The following is a 21,151-nucleotide window of genomic DNA, read 5'->3' on the forward strand; positions in this document are numbered from 1 at the left end:
GCCGCAAACCTCGAAGGATTGAACTCATGAAGGCTTACGTCATTGATGAATCTGGCCCCCCGGAAGTCCTGCAACTGCGAGAGGTTGCCGACCCGGTACCACGCGAGGGCGAGGTAAGCGTTCGCGTGTGCGCATTCGGCATCAATCGGTTGGAGGCCGATATTCGTGCTGGCGCCTATGGCCCCATCACTGCGTCTACGGTGCTGGGCATCGAGGCCGTGGGCGAGGTCATCGAAGATGCATCCGGCACCTTCCAGCCCGGCCAGCGGGTGGCGACCGCAATGGGCGGCATGGGGACGGAACACAGCGGCAGCTATGCTGAGCAGGTTGTGGCGCGGCGCGAAAATGTCGTTGCCCTGGGCGATACGGACTTGCCGTGGGAAGAGTTGGCAGCATTGCCCGAAGCCTTTCTCACCGTCTGGGGCGCGTTGGTTCCCGCCATGAAGTTGCAGTCCGGCCAGCGGCTGCTGGTGCGCGGAGCTACCGCATCGGTCGGGCAAGCTGCCATCGTCTTGGCCAAGCAGATGGGCGCTCAGGTGATGGCGACCACCCGCCGCGAGGCACAGCGCGAACGGCTGCTTTCACTGGGTGCCGATGCGGTGCTCGTTGATAACGGGGCGGTGGCTGCCCAGGTCCGCGAGCATTGGCCGAAAGGAGCCGATGCCGTGCTGGAAGTCGTCGGCGCCTCGACGGTGCGCGACAGCCTGCACGCCGTGCGTTCGTTTGGCGAAGTGGTCGTGGTGGGCCTGTTGGGTGGGCGTGTGATCGAGCAGCTGGACTTACTGGCGGACTTGCCCGAGGCCGTGGGACTGAGATTTTTCAAGACGCAGATGCTGGGCACGTCTGCGCTGCCGCTCACTGATGCACCGCTGGCGGGGTTGGCTGAACTGCGGGCGAAAGACGCCATTCCTTCGACCCTCGCCCACACCTTCGATTTCAACGATCTTGCGAAGGCGCATGCGCTCATGGAAAGCAACCAGGCCGTCGGCAAGATCGTCGTGCGCATGCCAGGGGCGCCGCAATGATCTACGAGTTGCGCATCTATCGAGCTAATCCGGGCCGCATGACCGATTTGCTGCGACGGTTTATCGAGCATGTGTTGCCGCTCTGGGAAAAGCATGCCATTCGCCAAGTCGGCTTTTGGACAACACTGGTGGATGAGTCCATGTTCGACCTGACGTACATGCTTGCATGGGAGTCGCTGGCCGAACAGGAGGCGAAATGGGAGGCATTCATGCGCGATCCGACATGGATCGCAGCCTACGCCGCCAGTGAACAAGCAGGCCCGCTGTTGGCGAACGTCAGCAACTCCTTCCTGAAACCCACTGAATTTTCAGCGTTGCCCTGAAGGCAGATTGACACGAGGCAAGGAAATGGAACTCCGCCACCTTCGTTGTTTGCTGGCCGTAGCCGAAGAACTGCATTTCGCCCGGGCCGCCGAGCGGCTGCACATCGGGCAATCACGCTATCTCGTGCCATCAAGGAACTGGAGGAAGAACCGAGCCTGGTGCTATTCGCGTGCACCATACGCATCACTCGGCTGACCCGTACGGGCAAGTCCGTCGCGGCGGTCGCGCTGGCGAACAGCCTCAAAGCGAGCACGCTGCGCAAGTGGTTCATCAATGCCCAGCACAACCCTCCAGTATTGCCGCCGGTAGGTTAACCGCACGAAGCGCCGCCACTTCCGCGCCGACCTTCATTCCTCTGGCACTGGCGGCCCGGCCGTGGAAAGCGGCATCTGCATTGAGCTCCAACGCCCTAGCATGATTCTCGCCGTCTTTGGCCGGGCTCAGCCTCAGCGGCTTGCGCACCCTACTTGCGTAACTGGCATCGGTGATCCGCATCGATGCCGTTTCCAAAGAAGCGCCGATGCGACGCCTCGGCCATTATTTCTCCGTCGCGTAGTACAGGAGTCCGGCGATAGGAAGGGCCAGTCCAATGCAGGACGCTAATACCCAACCGCCTTGCGCGTAGGACCATCCTCCGATTGCGGAACCAATCGCACCACCGATGTACCAAGTTGTCATGTAGATCCCATTGAGCCGTCCGCGTACCTCTCCTCCAACTGCGAAAATCTCTCGCTGTCCGAGTACCAAAGTGGCTGTGACACCAAAGTCTAAAAGAATGGCGGCTGCGACTAGTAGAGCCAGTGCGAGCGTTGACCCAGGCTCGGCGATATGAGTGATCAGAAACGCTCCAGCGACAGCGAGTATGCCCAGCCCGGTGGCCCGGTCGGTCCATCCCCGGTCCGCTAACCTACCTGCGATCGGTGCCGCGACAGCACCAGCCACCCCTGCAAGTGCAAAAAGAGCGACGCCGGTTTGCGACAAGCGAAAAATCGGCCCTGTCAGCAACAAAGGGATTACTGTCCAGAACAGCGTGAATGCACCGAATTGGAAGGACTGGTAAATGGCTCGTCGTTGCAAGACCGGTGTGGTTCGGAGAAGTGTCGCCATCGAGGCTAGTAAACGTCTGTAGCCCAATTTTCCGTGAGGCTGACGTACTGGCAGCGCGACGCGTAGGAGAACGGCGAGCAGAGCCATGGCAACTGACGAGAAAACGAAAACCGTATGCCAGGAGCCATAGTCAGCCATCACACTAGCAACCGGTCGTGCAAGCATGATGCCGAGCATTAAGCCGCTCATGACGTTGCCCACTGTACGGCCTCGAACGGCCTCAGGAGCAAGGTGTGCGGCATAGGGCACTAGTATCTGGACTGAAACCGAACCAAAGCCCATGAATAGTGAGGCGATCAGGAATGTTTGGGCATGAGTTGCCATTGCCGCACCCATAAGTGCGATGACACCGACACCGATCATTCCCACCGCCAGACGGCGGTTTTCGATCAAGTCCGCGAGTGGGACGATTAGTACCAGACCTGCTGCGTAGCCTAACTGTGTCAAGGTAATGATCAACCCTGCAGCTTGAGGCGAAAGCCCAAGATCTGAACTGATCATCCCGATCAAAGGTTGCGCATAGTAAACGTTGGCGGCAATTAGGCCGCAAGCACCGGCAAGCAAGAAGGTCAGCCAGGATGACAAGCGGTGCTCCACTGATGGCACATCGCTGGGGATCGTTTCATTCGACATGGGATACCCGATCATGAAAGAATAAAAAGGAAATATACGTTTCCGAAATAGGCAAAAAATTAGTCCAACGTTTTCATCGCAGCGTCGACGACGGCCATCATTTCATTGCGGGTTCTGCCCGTTTTTCCTACTACACGAAGCCCCTGAAGTAAACAAAGCATCAATCGTGCAGTGCCTTCGCCATCAACACTGCGCGGGATCGATCCATCCACCTGACCCTGTCTGATCAGTTCGGCAATGAAAGTTTCCCGGCGCCGGAACGAGTCGCGGGCACGCTCCGCGATTTCGGCATCGAAAGTGGCCAGATCTACCGCGGTGCTGACCATGAGACAGCCTTGCGCCCCTTCAGCGCCATGTGACAGCCCTACATAGAACTGCAACGCCGCACGCACGCTGTCTCGTCCAGACCTCGCCGCATTCACCGCTTGCCGAAGTTCGGAGTTGCGAAGTGAAGACTGTCGATCCAAGGCCGCAAGAAAAACACCCCGCTTGTCTTTGAAGGCTTTGTAGATGCTGCCTACAGTCAATTGCATGCCATCAGCCAAGTCGGAGATAGACGCTCCATGGAAGCCACGCTTGCAGAGGACCGGGATTGCTTTGTCCAAAGCCTCGTCCATATCGAACTCGCGCGGGCGCCCGCGTTGGCCAGATCTCGATAAGGATTGCGACGTGGTCGTTTTCTTCATTGGCTCAGTATGGAAGCGAACGTTTCCTATGTCAACACGCCGCAACATGATCTGCCTATAGGGTCGAAGGGAAGGACATGCTGCGAATCCTCGCCGATGACGGAGGCGCGGTGAAGTTCCAGGTGGAAATCAAGGAAAGAACGCCTCTTCGCATCCATCTGGAATGACGGAGATTCTGGGAGCTCGCTGGCCAGCGGTTTGTCGAGGTCTTGTACGCCGCCCATGGGCGGCTGTCGCAGACAGCAAATCGAACTTGCAGCTACACCAGCGAAATGTCGATAGGCTTCGTGCGGCTGTGCGGACGCTGGCTCCATTGCCTTGGCATCAAATCCGGCTGCCCGCAGCCGCAACGCATTGCCGACCACCGAGGCCGAACTCAGGCTCATCGCGAGCGCGGCGAACATCGGCGACAGCAGCAAGCCGGTGAACGGGTACAGCACCCCGGCAGCGACCGGAATGCCAAGGCCGTTGTAGAGGAAAGCGAACCCCCAGGTTCTCCTTCATGCTGCACACGGCCTCTACCGGCAGCCCACGCACCGTGCGGATTGACCGAGCGCGACAACCATTCATGGAAGTACGCCGCATGGAGGCGGTGGGCCTTGACGCCGGCGTTGGCGAGCCCGCCGACAAGACGGTCGCAGACCACGGTCAAGGGCTGTTCGAGCGACCTGTCTCGCCGGACTGACGACTGGCCGGCGCGCCGGTACACCACCAGCCGGGTACACCGCGTCTGATCCGGCCACGGCAGGCGGGTGTGGTTCTACCGCCGCCCTGCCTGGGCACAGCAGGCAGGGGGGCGTCGGCTCGAACAAGCCCAAGGCAGCGGTATCGCCGCTTTGCGCCTGTTCGCACAACGCCTCACAGTCCATCTGCACGGGATCCTGTCTCATTGCCGGCAATCGCTCAATACCAGCATCGTCGAAGGCATCAACAACACGATCAAGGTCATCAAGCGCCGCGCCTACGGAATCCAGGATCAGGAATATTTCTTCCTGAAGACCGGTGCCCACGGCCTGAGATTCATTCTTTCCTGCCTTTCGCAATTGGCTTTATCGTGGCGGTAGATATACGCTTGCCGCCCCTTTCATTGGAGTAAGCCTGTGGCTCTGACCACACTTAAATCACTCGATGCTGAAATCAAACAGCTCGAGGCGCAGAAGAAGCTCGTGGAAAAGCGTGACGGAGAGGTGCCACAGGCAATCGCTGTCCTCCAGAAGTACTCTAAGGTTCTGACCCCTGTTCAGCGTCGCCAGATTGCCAAGATTGTCGGAGGCATTGGTGGGGCCGATCTGGATTCGCCGGCGCGGGTTGCGAAACCTGCAACGTCCTCAGCCAAGGGACGCTCCTTGGGCAAGGTGGCGCCTAAGTACCGACTCCCTACCGGCGAGACGTGGACTGGGCGGGGACTGGCGCCGAAGGTATTCGTTGCCTGGAGCAAGTCCGCAGAAGGCAAGGCCTGGGGTGCTGCGAACTTGGGTGAGAAGTATCCGCCTGCGAGTTCGGCCAAGTCGCCCGTCGAGGTAGGGAGGGCCGTGCTCAAGAAGGCGCGCAAGGTCGGGGCCAAGGCAGTCAAAGCTCCTGCCAAGAAAGTTGCCAAGAAGATCGCTCGGAAACCTGTTCGCAAAGCGAAGAAGGGCTGAGGGGAAAGCCGCGGACAAGAGTGTTCAGGCTTCGGCCACGGTTGCAGCGAAGTGCTGCCCGTGCGTCTTAGATCTCAGTTGGATTGACTAATCCAGGAAGGATTGGCATCTCCTTCTGGACTGCCCTGCCAAAGTTGGTGCCTGTGGAGACCGACTTTGCCTTCTGTGTGCAAAAAGCTCGATCCAAAGAAATTTCAAACCTGTATTACCACAGTGAGGACGCTACCAAGAGTCCTTGCGGATAGGGCTCCGCTGGCAGCCCTAGGAAAGTACACGCGATGACGAACAGCAAGATCGAATTGATCTACTGCGTGATGGTGGTCGCCACGGCAGTACTGGCGGGGGTGGTGAAGTGCACCGCCCCAAACAACTGCATCAACTGCAGCTTCATGGATCCCTGATCCCAGTTGACGACACACAGAGCGCACAAGGCCCGGCTAGTCCGGGCCTTGTGCGTTTCTGCTGTCCACTACGAAGGAAACGAAGATGGATAACTCATTTGAAAGCATCGCCAAGCGCATACGAGTCCTCTGGTTGGCAACCATAGGCAGGAGACTTGGGCGCTGTAACTCCCCGACAACTGCCGATCGAGGAGGTGGAAGTGGAAAAGTAAAGATGCCGCGTAGGGCTCTGTCAAAGAGCGTTACCCGTGCGGGCATTGCCACTGGCAGCAAGACAGGAGGTCGATCATGATGCGAACGCACGCTCGAGTAGATCCACTAGACCGTAGCCAATGCGCTGCGATGGAGGCGGCCTTGCAGCTTCGAGATGACAGGGCGATCGCTCGAGCACTGCGAATACTGCAGCGCCGAGCTTGTAAGCCAGGGCAAGCTATGAGTGACGTCGCCACCTGTGGTGCATTCTTCCGCCTTCGACTAGCTCATGAGACACGAGAGCACTTTGAGGTGGCGTTTCTCGACGCACAACACCGGCTTCTGGCGGTGGAACGGCTGTTCTCAGGAACAATCGATGGTACGAACGTGTATCCAAGGATTGTGCTTCAACGAGCATTGGCCCTGAACTCAGGGGCTGTGATCCTGGCCCACAATCACCCCAGCGGGAACCCTGATCCTTCCGCGGCGGACAGAGCGATTACGGCCCGCCTCAAAGAGGCTCTGGGCTTGGTCGATGTGAGGCTGCTGGATCACTTCGTTGTGACGGCAGACCAGGCGCTATCGCTGGCCGCGCGGGGAATGCTCTAACGAAGCGGCCGCCGCTTCATTGATACCTGTCAAGAAAACTTGGTGCGGTGGACCCGCAGTAAGCGTGGCCCGGCTGTTAGAGGGCGGGCCCGGAGGTCTCAATTTTGTCTATGAACTCCTGGCGCCTATCCGGGGGTAGCTTGGCCAAAGAAGCAAGTGCCATAGCTAGCTCTGCCTGCTGCTTCTCGCCGAGTGTTCCCAGGCACAAGATCGCATCAGCCATCGCTGAGCTGCCTGCAACAAGGTAGGCGGGTGGGACCTCAAGGGCAGCTGCCAGCACGAAAAGCGAATCAAGGCTGACGGCCATTGATTCGCTTTCATATCGGCTTATACGTGCCGACGCTGTGTCTTTATCCAGCCCCATGCGAACTCCAACTTCACGTTGACTAAGCCCCCGTAAAGCACGGGCTTGTCGCAAGCGTGCAGCAACCACGCCGCGAGGAACGGGCGTATGGCTGTTCATGAACGGTTGGAGGGCTTCGGCCGCATGCCAACAGGATGACGCCACTTCTACGCACGGGGTAGACTCTACGTCGCACGTAAGTTTGTTGCAACCTCAGGGCCAATCAAATGACCGTTCGCAGCGGGTTACGTGTCGCTAGCAGCGGGAATCAGTCAAACGGGCAATTCAATTAACAAGGAGCAACACACCATGGGCGTCATTCTCTACAACCTGCTGATGACTTTTTTCCTAATCCCTCTGACGATCAGGGCATACCTGAGTCTGAGGAACAACCGGCTACCGCTGCCGCATTTCCAGAACAACGTGGTGGTCAACCGGGTCAAGCTGCAGAAGGCAATCGGTATCTGGTCACCGATCCTGTTCTGGGTCTTCCACGTCGCCTGGCTGATGTGGAACTGGTCCATCAATGCTTGGATCGGCGTTCTGGCGACGACCGCCTACATGGTCTCCAGCGCCATGCTCTCCGGCCAGATCAAGGCCAAGCAGATCGGAGTCATCCCCGACCAAGCCGCTAGCGTTAACGATCAACCCTGAATGCCTTTGAACGGCCAGCTATCGGCCGGGCGCTTCGTATGATTGGAATAGAAATGAAAAAAAACGATAGATGAGCAGCGGGCGGCCTGGGCTAGGGAGCGAGCTGCGGAGTTATGGGCCAGGGTTAGTGTCTTGGAAGCTGATTTGAGCGGCTGTTGGCGAGCTCGTTCTCGTCGGCGGCGCGCGGCCTATCGGCTTATTAAAGAGGCGGGGTTCTATGAGCGGCTCGCGTCGCGACTCGATGGGTTGATGATCGGCGACGATTCGTTGCCGTTCTAGTCCAAGGCCTGACGCAGAGGAGAGGCTGGCAGGGGGCGTTGCCCCCTGCCAGGTTGCCCGCCATCTTTTTTTACATTGCAGACGTACCAGTCAGCCTTGGGTTGGCCGGACGTGGCGGAGAGTCAGCCAGACGGGGGCTGGATGCATATCGGCCAGGCGGCTTACCCAGCCGCTTGGACTGGATCATCGCTGTGCCCTCTGGCGCCGCAAGTCGGCAATGCGGCGAATATGGCAAGGACGTAGATTGGGGTCATCACTGGTGGGCAAGACCCCATGCCCAAGAAGGAAGATGGCGCAGTTGACGTTTCGCTTGATCAGCTTGGCATCAAGCCGGTCGCACCGGCAGCAGAGCACGCCTCCAAGTCGCTTGCAGATGGCATCGCTGAGATTGTTTCAGCTATCTGCATGCCGGCCGCTGAGGAGATTGGACTGGCCCTGCGTGGGTTGCCTACTTCCGCTAGAAGAACCTGGCCGCCATTGTTCAGAAAACCCAGGAGTGACTCGAGAAGCAGGGGGGCACCCCTACTGGCGAGTGCAGTTCTCCACTTGTAAGGCTGATCATTGAGGAAGCGTCCTGGGTTGACGACCCCTGCATTCAAGACATCTGGGCTGGCTTGTTGGCTACTGCATGCACACCCGTAACTTGCAAGGCCACGTATTTAGCCAAGCGCCGGTAGGCCAGTGCCAGCCCTCCACGTGCGCTCTCGCATATATTGTCTTTCGCCTCGTCATCCACGTGCACAGGTTCGAGAGCTTCGAAGCGCCAGCAATGCTATCGACCCTGCAGCCGCGTGGTCTCTGCGTGCGGTGGCAATGGCTTGACCGGGTCTGCTGGCCGGGCGGGGCTAAGGCTGGCCGGTCAGCCTTAGCCCCGCCGCAATCTGCTGCACACAATGGCGCAGGACGATGGGGGAGGGCGCTTCGTTCGCGGTAGCGAAGCGGCTTCCAATGGCTGGGCCAGTTTTGGCGACAGATGCATAATGGTCTGACCAAGGGCGACGGCCAGATATGTGCGCCCGCCTGTCGACCTGCATAGCAACGACAGGGCCCTGCGGTGAACCTGCTCGCACGCTTTGTGCTGCCGGCGTCCTCTTAACTTACCGACCTCGTTCCAACGAAGGGCGCATGGGACAGCCGTAGTATTGCGTGCCGGGGGAGGATCAATTGCTTGGCGGTGACGTAATGAGCTAGAAGCGCTAGAGCACCGTGACCATTCCGCACCGAGATGGCTTCAGAACCGAATCCTTGAATTTTTGACCATGTTGTTCCTGGCCACAGACGGATCAAATGCATCCCGACAGGCACACGGCCTGTCGGGAATCCGGCCGGACTCCTTCACATTTCCACACGAAGGTTTCCAACATGAACAAGAACCAGATGCGTTCGGCGCTGATGCCGGACCGTGGCACCGCTTTGCCCGCTGATGCAGCACTCGCTCATATCCCCGAAGGCCTGAGGGACCGCCCTGCCCTGAGCCTGAAGGAACTGCTCCGGGTGATTCCGGTCGGCCGTAGCAAGGCCTACATGCTGATGAAGGAGGATCCAGCCTTCCCCAAGGGCGTGCCGCTCTATGACGGCGAAAACTCCCCCAAGTTCTACTGGACCCACGAGGCTATCGCCTGGTTGGAGGGCCGCGCCGCCAAGTTTGGCGCCAACAAGGGAGGGCGGTGAACATGAACAGCATTACCGACGCGCTCGCTGGCATTCACACGCCCCTGGACAGGCTCCAGCACGCCTTGGCGCAGGATCTGAGCCTGGGCAAGAGCAAGCTGGAGATGGACTTCCGCCAGGCCTATCCCGTGCTGGAACAGCACTTGATGCAGCGGCTGCGTAAGCGGATGGCAATGGAGCGCTTCAATGCTGCCTACAGCTACGAACTGAGCCTGGCCCAGTTCCGGAAGCTGTTGAATGCGGAACGGGTGCGCCGACAGGAGACGGGCGACATCGTGGTCTGCTCTGGTTGCGGGCAACCCGTCCTGGGCTCGCCCGCGGCCGAACAGGGGGTGTCCGAATGACGACCACCTTTGGCCGTGTCGCCCCCCGCTACCCACTCAACGCCTTTCTGGTGGTGGTGCGCGAAGCGGGTTACGAAATCTCCCGCAACGTTCAGGCACCGGAGGCGCTGATCGGGATGAGCTTGATCAACGCCATCTCCATGGCGTGCCAGGGACTGATTGACGTCAAGCTGCCCACGGGCCTGATCAGGCCCATATCGCAGAACCTGCTGATCATTGCCGAATCGGGCGAGCGCAAGTCGACCGTGTCCTCGTTGCTGTTTGCGCCGTTCCGCGACGCGGACACGAAGGCACTGGCAACCCATAAGGAGAAGAAAGAGACGTACCAGGCCGAACTGGGTGCATGGGAGGCCAAGCTGAAAGGTCTGCGCAGCGCAGTTGCGCGAGCGGTCAGTCGCGGCCAGGACAGCGACGAGCTGGAGGCTCGCCTGCTGGAACACGGCCGCTGCAAGCCTACCGCACCCCGACTGCGCTACTTCATGCGGCAGGAGATCACCGGCAAAGCGATCACCGAAGCGCTGGTGGGTGACGGGGAGTCGATCGCCATCAGCACCGACGAAGGCCATGTCCTGTTCCGAAGCGAGGCGATGTCTCATCTCGGGCTGTTGAACAGGTTGTGGGATTCCCCCGGCGTGCTGATGCGCGACCGTGCGGACGAGAATCTGCTGGCTATGAATCCCCGGGTGTCGGTCAGCATCATGACCCAGCACGAACCGCTCAAGGCCTTCCTGGAACGCAAGGGATCGGTTGCCAAAGGCAGCGGTCACTGGGCGCGGTACCTGGTGGGCTGGCCGCAATCGAACATGGGGTTCCGCCAAGTGAGCGCCGAGGAACCGAGCTGGGACCATCTGCCGGCATTCCAGAGGCGGATCGGCGTGCTGCTGGAACGTTACCGGACCCAGATCGAATCGGGATCGATCGAACGCGAACTGATCGAGTTCAGTCTCGATGCGAAGAGTCGCTGGGTTGAACTGGCACAGGAGACCGAGCGTCTGCTTCGCCAGGGCGAGTACCTGAGCGACATCAACGACTTTGCCGCCAAGGTAATGGAGATCCTGGCACGGCTGGCGGCGGCGATGCACTACTTTGCTGAGGAGGCTGGCCCGATCTCAGTGGATACCCTCAATCGAGCGTTCGAGATCGTCAAGTGGCACGAGAGCGAGTACAAGCACTTGTTCTCGCCGGATTCGGTAGTGCCCCAGGACCTTGTCGATGCTCGGGCCTTGGCTCACTACCTCAAGACCCGGATCTGGCGCGGCCCCTTCTCTGATACCTGGGTGCCGCGTAACCACGTGCTTCGCAATGGTCCCGTCAGGAGCCGTGGCCGTCTTACTGCAGCTTTGGACCTGCTCCAGGTGCGTGGTGCTCTATGGATCATGACCGGGGCGATGGACCGGAAGTGCTACCTGCGGCTGGCCGACAACTTCTTTGGCCAGATGCAGATGTCCCTGTAGGATGGGGCAGGGCTCGGTGAAGGCGAGGGCGCTCGCCTTCACCCAATCCCTGCTAAGGCCACTTCTTTCTCTGCAGACCCGCTCAGGCCTGAGCGACTCTGCGACAAAATCGCAAAGTCGCCCTTGTTCAACAGGACGCCGGCAGGGGGCGGGCATCATGGCCAGCTCGATACGCCGCGTACTGGGCCTTCTCCCCGTCGGCCATCCCCTTGACCAACAACGGCCCCAAGTGGCGCTCTGCCCGTCGCTCCAGTCCCTGGTCCCGAAGGCTGCGGTGGTCGACCCTGGTACTGTAGCCGCACTCGGCCAGCATCTCGTTCTGAGTATCAGCCACCAGCTTGCGTCTGGCCGTGACCTCCTGCCGCAGCTCCAAAGGACTCTTGCCCCCGCTGTCCTTCCTGCAACCGCCTTCACTCGGACGGGCGGGGTTGAAGCGCGAGAAGGTTCGATCTGGAGTGCGTTCGATTCCATCCGGAACGCGGTCCGAGCACATCAGGTGCACGTGCGGGTTCTCGATACCCCCAAGTGCGCCCTCTGGCGCATGGAGTGCGTACTGGTACGGTTTGGTTCCGGCCAAGCGCTGAGCCAGTCGCTCAGCCAGCTCAATCAGTTGGGGTTGGGTCAGCTCGCTGGGCAGTGCGATCTCATGCTCGCGATAGGCCGCACCATTGGCACGCTCATGGCGATCGGCCATGCTCCAGAACGCTTTGGGATCCTCAAGGGCCCAAGCTGGCAGGTTGCCGTGACTGGCATGGACCAAATCTTCTCGTTCGCCATGCGATCCCTCACGCAGGATGTACCCGCTATGTCTGCGCGCGGTGCCCTTTTTTCCGCTTTTGATACTGTAGTGGAAGCTTGCCATTGATGTATCACCCTTTCTCTATGCGTAAACGGAAAAAGGCCGACAAGATTGCTCTTGTCGGCCTGTGTGAAGTGCAGTGCTTCGTTAGCGGATGTGGTGCGATAGAGAAACGGTAAGTGCGCGTGCTGCCGCCCCCTGTATCGATTATTTCTACAGTGATCCACTACTGCCCTATACCGATTCTCCTATTGAGGCGCTTCTCTCTCAGTGCCTCCTGCTGCTATCGCCTCTATATGCCTATCAGCTACGAATCCATCACTCCCATATACATAGGACTGGTGATGTAAGAAATTAATGATCTGCCCGGAAGTGATCGATGACCAGGTCCTTGGCTAGGCTCACGCAGTAGAAGTTCAGCGCGTTCAGCCCAGTCGTGATTGTGGTGATGTCCTTCAGGTCCAGTACGGACTGGTACGCACCCAATACTGCCACCTGATAGTTCATCCAGGCACGGTAGCTGCCGGTAGTTCCGTTGAATGCAGTTTGGTATTCGTAGAACCGATTCAAGTAGATCTGCATCACACCTTGGTGTTGATACGGCTGGTCGTCACTCAGTCCCTTGTCGAACAGGCGCTGGGGGTTCTTGCCCTGATCGGTCTGTCCGTGCCAGTACGGCTTGTAGTCCTCTCCTCTCTCCTGCTGGTAGCGGAACGAGCAGAACGCAGCCACGACGTCGTACACTGAAAGCACCGTAGCGTCTGGGTCAGTGCAGTCGAACGAGCGATAGGCGTAGGAGGTCAAAAGCGACCTGACGCGATCCCCATGCCCTTGGAGCTGCCTGGCAGTCGTTGGGGCTCCGGTCGCCTTCTGGACCAGTGCACATATGTCCTCCGGATGCTCCAGCAACAGATGCTGGAACGAGTTAACAGAGAACACACGGCTGGCTGGTCCATGGTGATGCTCGGCACCATGGGCTGCTGCTTGGCAGAACCGTTCCGCTTCCTCGGTGATGACTCCGATCTCGCCTCCGACACGTGTCGCTTCCAGGTGCTTGGGATAGTGTTGGATAAAGTGCCGGAAGGGCAGGGTCTGCAGATAGCTGTACATTGCCTCATTGGCAGGGGGAGTGTTTCCCTCAATCAGCTGGACGCGGAACTGGTCCAGCGGTGCTGCGAGTGAGCGGAATGCACTTGTTAGCAGTGCCTCGTCCGTGCCAAAGGCATCATGCAGGATTTGGGACACCTCGTCATTGGTGCGCTCCATGTGCAGGAGTAGCTCTTCGGCTATAGAGTGCTTCTCTCTGCGGCGGAGCATACGTGACAACATGCTTATGCGACGCGGATCGATCTCCTGTGCGAGTGATTCACAAAGCGTCTGGATCAGCTCTGAGGCGTCAACATCACGCGGGATCGTTGTTACGGTGCTGAACTCCATCGATGCTTGACGGCCGCTTTGTGGCGGCGCCAAGAGCCGCAGCACATTCTTCGAGTGGTTGAGATCACTCAGGAAGATGAGGCGAATCGTTTTCAGTACGGCCAAGGGCATTGGTTTGGCTTTACTGGTGACTGCTACGCCGATCGATTCCTGGAGAAAATCGAGTGTACGCTTTAACGACCTAGTCGATATCAGCTCGCCGTTGGCCTTGACGACCTCTAGGTTCAGGGAATCAATCAGATCAGCCAAGGTCGCCGTGGCTTCCTCTTGCCGGAGTGAGAAGTGGAATGTAGCACTCGTGTTGCAGGGCTTCCTTTCTACGTTTGCCATGTTTGAAATACCGTTGGTTGAAAATTTCTGCTGTAGCAAGAGAATTTCGCAGCATCACATGGGAATAGCGTGGTTTCAACTCTAAGTTGGCTAAGGTTGATTCGCACCTGGTGACCGCGCGTGCCCGCTATGATGGTAATTCTGCATCATCCTAGGCTTTGCGGTCGGGTTCGGGTTTCTTGGAGTGCCGTGGATGAGCAGCCAGGCGCGGTCCGAGATCGAAAAAGATGTTTCGAATGGCAGTGGCGCACTGCCCGGATCGTTGCTGCGTGCCCGACCAACAGCACGGCGGCGATGTTGGTCCGCGTGCCAGTGGCGGAATTGTAGGCACGAAGACCTGGGCCGACTGTCAGCCGGCGCTGAACATGGGGTGCATCTCGCGGTTCGGCATCTCGGAAGGCAGTGCGCGCGACCGGGTGGCGATTCAGTTGCTGCGGGCATCGATGGACTACGACCGTGCATTGCCTTACTTGTTAGGAAACCCATTCCATTGATCCGCCGGCCGTCGCGTTGGGGGGGGGCGCTCGCAAATCGAGCAGTCCCTGCAAGCGGTGTGTGCCCAGTTGGGCGTGGGAAAAAATGACTTGGTTGCCGGTGCCGACGCCGCCGGAGTCCGCTAAAGGCGTAAGCGCATTGCCCGTATGGATCGGCTCACCTTCAGTACCTTATTACTGGAGAATGAGCATATAAGGTGGGCCCTCGCCATCATGGGGCACCGACGCCTAGCCCGTGGATTTACTGCGGCCACCATTTTCCCTTTACCAACCGACGTTGCACGAGTGCTGGCGCCCGCTCCCGCTGCGCGTAGGACGGTTGGAGTGCGTTAGCTGGTGCAGGGACAGGCTCAGAAGGCGTACGCAGCTTGCACCTATACGCGGCGCGGTGACCGGTACGCTCGGTGAACCCACTAGCTCATAGGCCTTGTGGGGCTCAGGCCCCAGCACTGTTGCACACGCTTTGGAGCTGTTTGGCATTGTGCTGACACTGCGCAAGTCACCGCCTATTGGTCTGTGCTGTGTTCCGCCCGCGAACGGGCGATAGCCGGAAGGTTGAGCTCGATCCAGTCGGCTAGGTCGCGGATCTTTAGCGCTGCTTCTCGACCGATGGGCGTTAGGGTGTAGTCAACATGAGGGGGCAGGACATCGTGGGCGCGCCGCTCGACCATGCCGTCATGACTGAGTAGGGCCAAAGTGTGGGAGAGCATGCGCTCGCTGACCCCGCCGATCCGTTTGCGCAGTTGACTGAAACGCTGTGTATCGTCTAGCAGGGCAATGAGTACCAGTACGCCCCAGCGATTGGTCAGGTGACTAAGGATGGGGCGCGAGATGCAGTCCCTGCTCATGACGTTGCCTCGCAGCGGCTGCGGGGGGGTGGGCACGGGTGCGCCAGCGATGGGTGGCGTCTCCGTATTCGAGCTGGTGGGCATAGGGGCACTTACCTTTTTGTCTGTATTTACTGGACGTGCAGACTTTTCTTACAGTCCGGGCTTACTCCAAAAATCGGCAGAACTTCATGACCATCGCAGTTACCGGTGCCACCGGGCAGCTCGGCCAGATCGTCGTCAACAAGCTCAAGGCTAGGGTGCCCGAAGACCAAATTCTGGCCCTCGTTCGCGATCCTGACAAGGCTGCATCGCTGGGTGTCGCGGCACGCGCTTTCGACTACACCCAGACCGATGCACTCGTACCGGCTCTAGCAGGCGTCGACACGCTGTTGCTCATTTCTTCCAGCGAGATTGGCCAACGCACCATTCAGCATGAGAATGTCATCTCCGCTGCGAAGCGGGCAGGCGTCGGGCGGATCGTCTACACCAGTGTGCTCAACGCCCCAGACTCTGAGCTAAGTTTGGCTGAGGAACATCGCGCAACCGAGGGGCTCCTCACTGCATCTGGCCTCCCATACACCATTCTTCGAAACGGCTGGTATACGGAGAACTACCTGGGATCCCTAGAGTCGGCCTTGGAGCATGGCGCCCTCATCGGCAGCGTTGGCGGCGGGGAGATTGCGTCCGCCACGCGCGAGGACTTTGCGGAAGCCGCAGCGGTAGTACTTGTTGAGACGGGACACGACAACGCAATTTATGAGTTGGCGGGCGACAGTGCTTGGTCGCAGGCCGATCTTGCTGCGGAAGTGTCTAGGCAAGCAGGCAAGACGATCGTCTATTCCGATCTGCCCGAGGCTGAGTATGCCAAGGTGCTGGAGGGCTTTCATCTGCCTCCTCCGATTGCTGCAAGTATTGCATCGTGGGATGCGGCAGCTGCGAAGGGCGCGCTTTACTCGGAGGACAAAACGCTTACAAGGTTGATTGGCCGACCGACAACGAAGCTGGGCCAGGCGGTGGAAGACGCATTGAAGGCCATCTGACATCATCTTTGGCGCAAATTCGTACTGGTGACCAGTGAGCGGTTAAAAGTGTTGCCCAAAGGCCCCGACAGCGGGGCCTTTGGCGAGATGAGTCGTTATTTAGTAGCAGATGCCCAATCAAGCAATAAAGCGGTATCCCTGTCTCGCCACCGTTCGTCTAGGGCATCAGCTCCCCGTTCGACTAGCCCGAACGGTCGCAGATGCCCCGTCGCGCTTCGCAGCGGTCAGTACGACCATGACCCATATGGGTGTTCAAGGCGCGGCGGCGGTCATCAGAGAGAGCCTGATCGGCTCATGGGGGGGCAGGTTACTTGCTACGATTTAAGGGTGTCTGAAGGTCAGGATGGTTTCTGTACGCATGCGCTTGGAAAGTGCACCGCTTTGCGTGACCGGCAGGTAGCGGCTGCCAGTGGGCAGTTCACGAGTGTTGGTGTCTACTAATAACAGTCCCTGGCCAGCGACGTCAACGAGATAGAACTCTCCGGCGTTGGGCATGCGCCTCTGTGGGTCGCGACGGGGCCGGAGTGCCTCGGGAGGGGATCATACGCGTCCGCTTGCTGAGTTTCGTGATCTGCCATCGCTCACGGGACCCTGAGCTGACGCATGGTGGCAGACTCCCCACCGGAGCAAGATGATGTTGACGAAGATGAACTAAGGATGTAGAAAAATTGGTGCCCGGATTGGGCGATGCAGCGCAAACAAGGAGATTCAATATGGATTTTGCTCTCGACGCATCTGAACTGGAGTTCGCTTTCGCACAGGCAGACGATGCCAAGGAAACGGTAATGCTGGTGGAGCAGCAGCCGACCACACCCATCTGCGAATGTTTCTGGTGATCTACCGCTAGTCGAAGGAGGGGCATTCGCCCCTCCTTCCAAAGCTAAGACCTAGTGGTTGGCGCAGCTTAAATGGAGATTAAGCGCGATGCTCGTTTCCCAGACTATGCGTATCCGCATATTGGCCACCACTGCCGCCAGCATCGACAGCTCGAAAGCTCTGGCATGTCAGGGATCGACCTTGGTCGTAGGACATCCCAATTCCGTCGCTGCGATCGGTCTGGAGATGGGGCACGCCCGGACACCCGCACAGGCCATGAAACTACTGAAGCAGAACGCCCAGGCCTTCTCGGAAGTCATTGTTTTCTCAGATCAGATCGCCGCAGTTCCGATTGGCCAGATCTACATCGATTCCGGGAATGAGATTGCGTCCGTATCTTCGTTCGAGATGATTTGCGCCATGACACATTCAGCCGCGATATCGTTCGAGACCGGCGCCGTGTACAGAATATCTTCGGATGGCCGAGGTCAGAAGGAATTCCTAGCCGCCCTGTCGCAATTCTTGATCATGGAAGAGTCCAAGGCCGGCAGCGTTGCGAACCTGCTGGCCAGCAACAGAACCAGGCGCACCCATCTACTGACCCAGATTCATCGAATTCGCGACCACCTTTCCTCGGTCATGCAAGAGATCTACTTGGATCGACTCGGCATTGATGAAGGACGGGTGATTTCAGAGCAACTCAAGGAGATCGAAAAGTGCGCAAGGAAGGATCTGCTCAGCTGCACAGCGCACTAGCCAAAGTCCTTGCGGGGTTCTGCGCACTCTACCTGGGCACGTGCAAGATTGTCTTTAAATGGTTGTCGACGGCGTATGTCGACGGAATCATCCTGGCCTTCTATCGTGCTGCGGACGACAAAGATGCCGCGGTACCGTCGGGATTGTCGAAGGTTGACTTCGCCGCGTGGATTCGTGCGAACAATTTAAGGAACGCGCTGATTATTCGGCTTCCGAGCGCTGCAATGGCGGCGTTTGTGCGCACTATGTGCCCTGTGAGCAATGAAACGGCCGGTAGGATCCATCCGGCAGGAGGCGCGGTGGTTGCCATTCCGCACTTCGCCGAATTCATACCTGCCATCATCTCCGTCGCCCTGTGCGCGCCTGCTGACCGTCGCGTGGCAATTTTTTATGAATCGCCTGATGCGGTCGCTACCAATGCCGTCTTCAATCGCGTCGCTGAGCGGACAATTCCGCAACTGGAGCGCGATGTGGTGATCTGCCATAACAACGCTAGTGGCTTGGTGGCGGCGCTCAGGGTGATCCGATCAGGTGGTACGTTAATCATCATGCCGGACGTGGTCAAAGACTCGTCTCTCGGTACAGCGATGCCATTTCTTTCGCGCAGTTTCGTTGCCATGACTGGAATTGGCTCGATCGTGCGTAAGACCGCCGTCCCACTGATCCCAATCATCCCGCGCACGCCGTTCGATGCGTCGTTGACTATCGGAGCGCCGGTCATACCTGCTACACCCGCTGGTCCCGTAGACGACGCGGGGCGATTCACCGACTACATCGATTACTGCATCATGAGAAAAATGTTCGAAAACATGAGTGCCACTATCGGTGGCAGGCAGGCCTTCTGGACGTACTGGCTCAGCTATTCGGCACCCTTCCAGTTGCACGAGAATCCGCCTTCTGGCGACGGGCAGGTCCGTAGCCTTCTGAAGGATCCGTGGCTGTCGGCGCATACGCGTCCGATCGTTGATGTTTCCACAACAGCACATGATTGACCACGCACGTATCAAGTCACGTCCATGGCGACGCCGCATGTCGGTGGAAGCCGTTGTCGCCATGCTTGTCGCTATTGCCCTGCAGATCAGCTTCGCTCTATTCCTGGTTCTGCAAAGCGTTCCACAACCTGCACAAGGTGCGGCGCAGGAGTTCCGCTCGGTTTTGACATGGGTCGAGCGAACGCATCTGCCGTCCCCACCCGTGCATACCCTCCCCTCGGCGCCCTCAACCCCGCCCCTTGCAACGACGAAATCCGTCGTTCGGAAGGCATCCATCTCTCCGGCAGGTACGCAGCCCGACGGATCTGGGATGTCCAATGTTCCACCGGCCCCGTTGATACTTACCGTCCCCTCGACCGCACCGCCGGGCACATTCGACTCGCATGCCTTAGACAGATCCAAATCTCCGCCAGCCTATGAGCAAACGCGGTTTGCAAAGGCGTGGACCCCGGATGGGGGGGCCGTGCAGAAGACATGGGCGCATCGATCGCGAGCGGCTCAACTTCTACTTTCTGCGACCGGCGCGCTGGATTTCCCCTGCACGGATGAAGAGAAGCGCCAACGCAAGCCGCGCTGTGCTGGTGCGCAGTATGACGGGGCTGAGTAGCGGAGCCAGCACCTTCATCTGTCCGGGTTGCGCATCAGTAGGCGGTGCGGGTCGATGGCCTCGTCCATGAAATCGTCGGCGGGGAGGGGAGACCCAGGCGGGCTCGCGGGCTGGCCAAAGGGAAGGAGTGCGCAGGATGAGGGGCAAGGCCGAGCGCTAATCCAAACGCGGCGACCACACCATGGTACTGAGTCTGTGCCAGCACGTTGGCCAGCGTATGGCTGCCAACCGAGTCGATGGCACCAGCCCAACGCTCCTTCGAAATTGGTGCACCTGGGGCGGACAAGGTTTGCCGGTCAATAATCTCCGCAGCGCCCAGCGCCTGCAGGTAGTTGGCTTCCTCCAGCCGCCCGGTCGATGCCACAACACGGTAGCCCAGCGTGGATAACAGGGCGATGGCTATCGAACCGGCACCGCCATTGGACCCGGTCACAAGAACTTCACCGCGCTCAGGTGTCAACCCGCCGTGCTCCAGTGCGAGCGCGGGACAGCATGGGGGTGTATCTGGCCGTGCCAATCGACATGGCATTCCGGGTTGAGAGAACCTCCGGCACCTTGATCAGCCAGTCGCCACCTGACGCGGGCCTTTTGTGCAAAGCGACCGTGGTGTGTCTGGCTCAGGTCCCAGCCATTGGCCAGCACATGGTCGTCGAATACTCGACCGTGACAGTGACGTTACCCGGCATCAGGTCGGCCTCGTCGAAGTCGACCAGGCCGGTGGAAACTACATCGGTGCTCTTGCTGGTCAGCAGTGCTTTGAATGTCATAGTCAGGTCTCCTTGATGGAAAGGGGATTGATGTCTTGCGCTTCGCACCGAGAGGTGAAAAGGAGCCATCGAAAATCGCGATTGATGCCGGGTGCGGTACTCAACGCCGTGTTCGTAGGCGTTGCGTGCGAAACATGCCCCAACCGCTGCTGAGCGCAGACTTACGTTGATATCCCGCTCTCTTCAGGACGCGGAGTTTTGCCCTTTGCCAAGCATCGGAGCTGGCGCGTTTACCAGAGAATCTCCATGATCCCCAGGCGATCAACATCCTTAAGACCGGTGCTGATGGGGCGCACCTGTTGCGGGCTGTCAAGCTCTTGCAGCAAGGCTGCTGGGGGCATCGGGATCGCTCGCCAGCAATCGCGCCAATTGGTACCCAAGGTCTCGCTCATGGCCGCTTTGGCCAGGCTGCTACGCAGCACGCTGCCATGAGGCAGTTGAACGGTTGGCTCAGCAGATTTGATCGCATGGCCAAATCAGAACGTGGTGCGGTCATAGGGAGAGATGACTCTCTGCGGCCGAAGGAACGCGATCAGTCCCTGGAACCACATCACCTCCGAGAAGTCGCCGCTGATGGTCAAGTCCTGACTACCCAGGCCCCGCAGGAAAGCGGCTTGGCTGTCATTGGCCGACAAGATGGTAAAGCCCTTGGCGGCATCGGCGAAGTTCAGGGTGAACTGGGGATTCGCCGTTAGACCGGCCGCGGATCGGAGCATGCCATCGCCGATCAGGTACTGCCGTCTTACGTTTGATGCGGTGCGGATCTGGAAAACCAGGCGCTTGCCGGCGATGTAACGCGCACAGTCGGGGTTGTGCTTGATCTCTCGCTTCAGAAGCTGCGCGAATGCCCATAGCTGAAACTTGAACTTGAGCATGACGGGGCCTTTAAATGCTGGATTCTGGATCAGAGTCGATTCGTGT

At 59.0% G+C, this 21,151-nt stretch carries 24 protein-coding genes and 4 pseudogenes; 16 read left to right on the forward strand and 12 right to left on the reverse strand.

Going from position 1 to position 21,151, the window contains the following annotated elements; genetic code table 11:
- Positions 1-26 precede the first annotated feature (26 nt).
- The 3 genes and pseudogenes from HFK18_RS12890 to HFK18_RS12900 form a co-directional block, all read left to right on the forward strand.
- Positions 27-1,025 carry a zinc-binding dehydrogenase gene (locus HFK18_RS12890; RefSeq protein ID WP_180166536.1) on the forward strand — a complete coding sequence of 333 codons (999 nt, stop codon included), beginning with the start codon at positions 27-29 and terminating at the stop codon, positions 1,023-1,025.
- Entirely contained in the window at positions 1,022-1,348 is a 327-nt protein-coding gene (locus HFK18_RS12895; protein WP_180166537.1) for an NIPSNAP family protein, read from the forward strand. Before HFK18_RS12890 ends, HFK18_RS12895 begins: the two co-directional genes overlap by 4 nt.
- Before the next feature lie 25 nt (positions 1,349-1,373).
- Positions 1,374-1,558: pseudogene (locus HFK18_RS12900) on the forward strand (LysR family transcriptional regulator); the annotation flags it as partial.
- A gap of 328 nt (positions 1,559-1,886) precedes the next feature.
- Here HFK18_RS12900 and HFK18_RS12905 read toward each other — a convergent pair.
- The 4 genes and pseudogenes from HFK18_RS12905 to HFK18_RS22030 form a co-directional block, all read right to left on the reverse strand.
- Positions 1,887-3,089 carry an MFS transporter gene (locus HFK18_RS12905; RefSeq protein WP_180166538.1) on the reverse strand — a complete coding sequence of 401 codons (1,203 nt, stop codon included), beginning with the start codon at positions 3,087-3,089 and terminating at the stop codon, positions 1,887-1,889.
- Positions 3,090-3,148: 59 nt separating this feature from the next.
- Complete coding sequence (locus HFK18_RS12910; protein WP_180166539.1) at positions 3,149-3,706, reverse strand: TetR/AcrR family transcriptional regulator; 558 nt, start codon at positions 3,704-3,706, stop codon at positions 3,149-3,151.
- A gap of 401 nt (positions 3,707-4,107) precedes the next feature.
- A pseudogene (locus HFK18_RS22025) lies at positions 4,108-4,288 on the reverse strand (hypothetical protein); the annotation flags it as partial.
- A 25-nt stretch (positions 4,289-4,313) separates the two neighbouring features.
- Positions 4,314-4,529 (reverse strand): annotated as a pseudogene (locus HFK18_RS22030) (TraC family protein); the annotation flags it as partial.
- Here HFK18_RS22030 and HFK18_RS12925 point away from each other — a divergent pair.
- The 4 genes and pseudogenes from HFK18_RS12925 to HFK18_RS12935 all read left to right on the forward strand — a co-directional run.
- Positions 4,522-4,839, forward strand: a pseudogene (locus HFK18_RS12925) (transposase); the annotation flags it as partial. The pseudogenes HFK18_RS22030 and HFK18_RS12925 sit on opposite strands and share 8 nt — an antisense overlap.
- 36 nt (positions 4,840-4,875) lie before the next feature.
- Positions 4,876-5,415, forward strand: coding sequence for an H-NS histone family protein (locus HFK18_RS12930; RefSeq protein ID WP_180166540.1), 540 nt, complete (start codon positions 4,876-4,878; stop codon positions 5,413-5,415).
- A gap of 278 nt (positions 5,416-5,693) precedes the next feature.
- Entirely contained in the window at positions 5,694-5,816 is a 123-nt protein-coding gene (locus HFK18_RS21850) for a hypothetical protein (RefSeq protein WP_257216198.1), read from the forward strand.
- A 342-nt stretch (positions 5,817-6,158) separates the two neighbouring features.
- Positions 6,159-6,617, forward strand: coding sequence for a JAB domain-containing protein (locus HFK18_RS12935; RefSeq protein WP_180166667.1), 459 nt, complete (start codon positions 6,159-6,161; stop codon positions 6,615-6,617).
- A 76-nt stretch (positions 6,618-6,693) separates the two neighbouring features.
- Here the strand turns inward: HFK18_RS12935 and HFK18_RS12940 are convergent, their stop codons facing one another.
- Positions 6,694-7,080: a helix-turn-helix transcriptional regulator gene (locus tag HFK18_RS12940; protein WP_180166541.1), complete on the reverse strand. Its 387-nt coding sequence runs from the start codon at positions 7,078-7,080 to the stop codon at positions 6,694-6,696.
- 189 nt (positions 7,081-7,269) lie between these two features.
- On the opposite strand from HFK18_RS12940, the gene HFK18_RS12945 reads away from it, so the two are divergent.
- From HFK18_RS12945 to HFK18_RS12960, 4 genes are all read left to right on the forward strand, one after another.
- A complete protein-coding gene (locus HFK18_RS12945; RefSeq protein ID WP_180166542.1) occupies positions 7,270-7,614 on the forward strand; it encodes a hypothetical protein in 345 nt (114 codons plus the stop codon).
- Between the two features lie 1,641 nt (positions 7,615-9,255).
- Positions 9,256-9,564 (forward strand): hypothetical protein, encoded by a 309-nt coding sequence (locus HFK18_RS12950; protein WP_180166543.1) that lies wholly within the window; start codon positions 9,256-9,258, stop codon positions 9,562-9,564.
- A gap of 2 nt (positions 9,565-9,566) precedes the next feature.
- Positions 9,567-9,908, forward strand: a complete 342-nt coding sequence (locus HFK18_RS12955) for a hypothetical protein (RefSeq protein WP_180166544.1) — start codon at positions 9,567-9,569, stop codon at positions 9,906-9,908.
- The gene (locus tag HFK18_RS12960; RefSeq protein WP_180166545.1) at positions 9,905-11,362 is read left to right on the forward strand and encodes a YfjI family protein; all 1,458 of its coding nucleotides are present in this window, start codon (positions 9,905-9,907) and stop codon (positions 11,360-11,362) included. The genes HFK18_RS12955 and HFK18_RS12960 overlap by 4 nt, the downstream gene beginning before the upstream one ends.
- A 127-nt stretch (positions 11,363-11,489) precedes the next feature.
- Here the strand turns inward: HFK18_RS12960 and HFK18_RS12965 are convergent, their stop codons facing one another.
- Positions 11,490-12,224 (reverse strand): MobA/MobL family protein, encoded by a 735-nt coding sequence (locus HFK18_RS12965; RefSeq protein ID WP_180166546.1) that lies wholly within the window; start codon positions 12,222-12,224, stop codon positions 11,490-11,492.
- A gap of 291 nt (positions 12,225-12,515) precedes the next feature.
- Positions 12,516-13,847 carry a hypothetical protein gene (locus HFK18_RS12970; protein WP_180166547.1) on the reverse strand — a complete coding sequence of 444 codons (1,332 nt, stop codon included), beginning with the start codon at positions 13,845-13,847 and terminating at the stop codon, positions 12,516-12,518.
- A 317-nt stretch (positions 13,848-14,164) separates the two neighbouring features.
- On the opposite strand from HFK18_RS12970, the gene HFK18_RS12975 reads away from it, so the two are divergent.
- On the forward strand, positions 14,165-14,422 hold the full coding sequence (locus tag HFK18_RS12975; RefSeq protein ID WP_180166548.1) for a hypothetical protein: 258 nt from the start codon (positions 14,165-14,167) through the stop codon (positions 14,420-14,422).
- A 506-nt stretch (positions 14,423-14,928) separates the two neighbouring features.
- Here HFK18_RS12975 and HFK18_RS12980 read toward each other — a convergent pair.
- Positions 14,929-15,354: a helix-turn-helix domain-containing protein gene (locus tag HFK18_RS12980; RefSeq protein WP_180166549.1), complete on the reverse strand. Its 426-nt coding sequence runs from the start codon at positions 15,352-15,354 to the stop codon at positions 14,929-14,931.
- An 86-nt stretch (positions 15,355-15,440) separates the two neighbouring features.
- Between HFK18_RS12980 and HFK18_RS12985 the strand changes: the two genes are divergently transcribed.
- The 4 genes from HFK18_RS12985 to HFK18_RS12995 all read left to right on the forward strand — a co-directional run bounded on the left by HFK18_RS12985 (position 15,441) and on the right by HFK18_RS12995 (position 18,856).
- Positions 15,441-16,292, forward strand: a complete 852-nt coding sequence (locus HFK18_RS12985) for an SDR family oxidoreductase (RefSeq protein ID WP_180166550.1) — start codon at positions 15,441-15,443, stop codon at positions 16,290-16,292.
- Positions 16,293-17,005: 713 nt separating this feature from the next.
- Positions 17,006-17,128 carry a hypothetical protein gene (locus HFK18_RS21860; protein WP_257216200.1) on the forward strand — a complete coding sequence of 41 codons (123 nt, stop codon included), beginning with the start codon at positions 17,006-17,008 and terminating at the stop codon, positions 17,126-17,128.
- 88 nt (positions 17,129-17,216) lie between these two features.
- Positions 17,217-17,864: a hypothetical protein gene (locus HFK18_RS12990; RefSeq protein ID WP_180166551.1), complete on the forward strand. Its 648-nt coding sequence runs from the start codon at positions 17,217-17,219 to the stop codon at positions 17,862-17,864.
- Positions 17,825-18,856, forward strand: a complete 1,032-nt coding sequence (locus tag HFK18_RS12995; RefSeq protein ID WP_180166552.1) for a hypothetical protein — start codon at positions 17,825-17,827, stop codon at positions 18,854-18,856. Before HFK18_RS12990 ends, HFK18_RS12995 begins: the two co-directional genes overlap by 40 nt.
- 641 nt (positions 18,857-19,497) lie before the next feature.
- On the opposite strand, the gene HFK18_RS21865 is transcribed toward HFK18_RS12995, so the two are convergent.
- From HFK18_RS21865 to HFK18_RS13010, 4 genes are all read right to left on the reverse strand, one after another.
- On the reverse strand, positions 19,498-19,923 hold the full coding sequence (locus HFK18_RS21865) for a zinc-binding dehydrogenase (protein WP_257216201.1): 426 nt from the start codon (positions 19,921-19,923) through the stop codon (positions 19,498-19,500).
- 157 nt (positions 19,924-20,080) lie between these two features.
- Complete coding sequence (locus HFK18_RS21870) at positions 20,081-20,230, reverse strand: hypothetical protein (protein ID WP_257216203.1); 150 nt, start codon at positions 20,228-20,230, stop codon at positions 20,081-20,083.
- Positions 20,231-20,460: 230 nt separating this feature from the next.
- Complete coding sequence (locus HFK18_RS21685) at positions 20,461-20,622, reverse strand: hypothetical protein (RefSeq protein ID WP_218946696.1); 162 nt, start codon at positions 20,620-20,622, stop codon at positions 20,461-20,463.
- An 84-nt stretch (positions 20,623-20,706) separates the two neighbouring features.
- A complete protein-coding gene (locus HFK18_RS13010) occupies positions 20,707-21,105 on the reverse strand; it encodes a helicase (protein ID WP_180166553.1) in 399 nt (132 codons plus the stop codon).
- Positions 21,106-21,151 lie beyond the last annotated feature (46 nt).

It is taken from the genome of Stenotrophomonas sp. SbOxS2 (assembly GCF_013416715.1).
GTDB classification, from domain to species: domain Bacteria; phylum Pseudomonadota; class Gammaproteobacteria; order Xanthomonadales; family Xanthomonadaceae; genus Stenotrophomonas; species Stenotrophomonas lactitubi.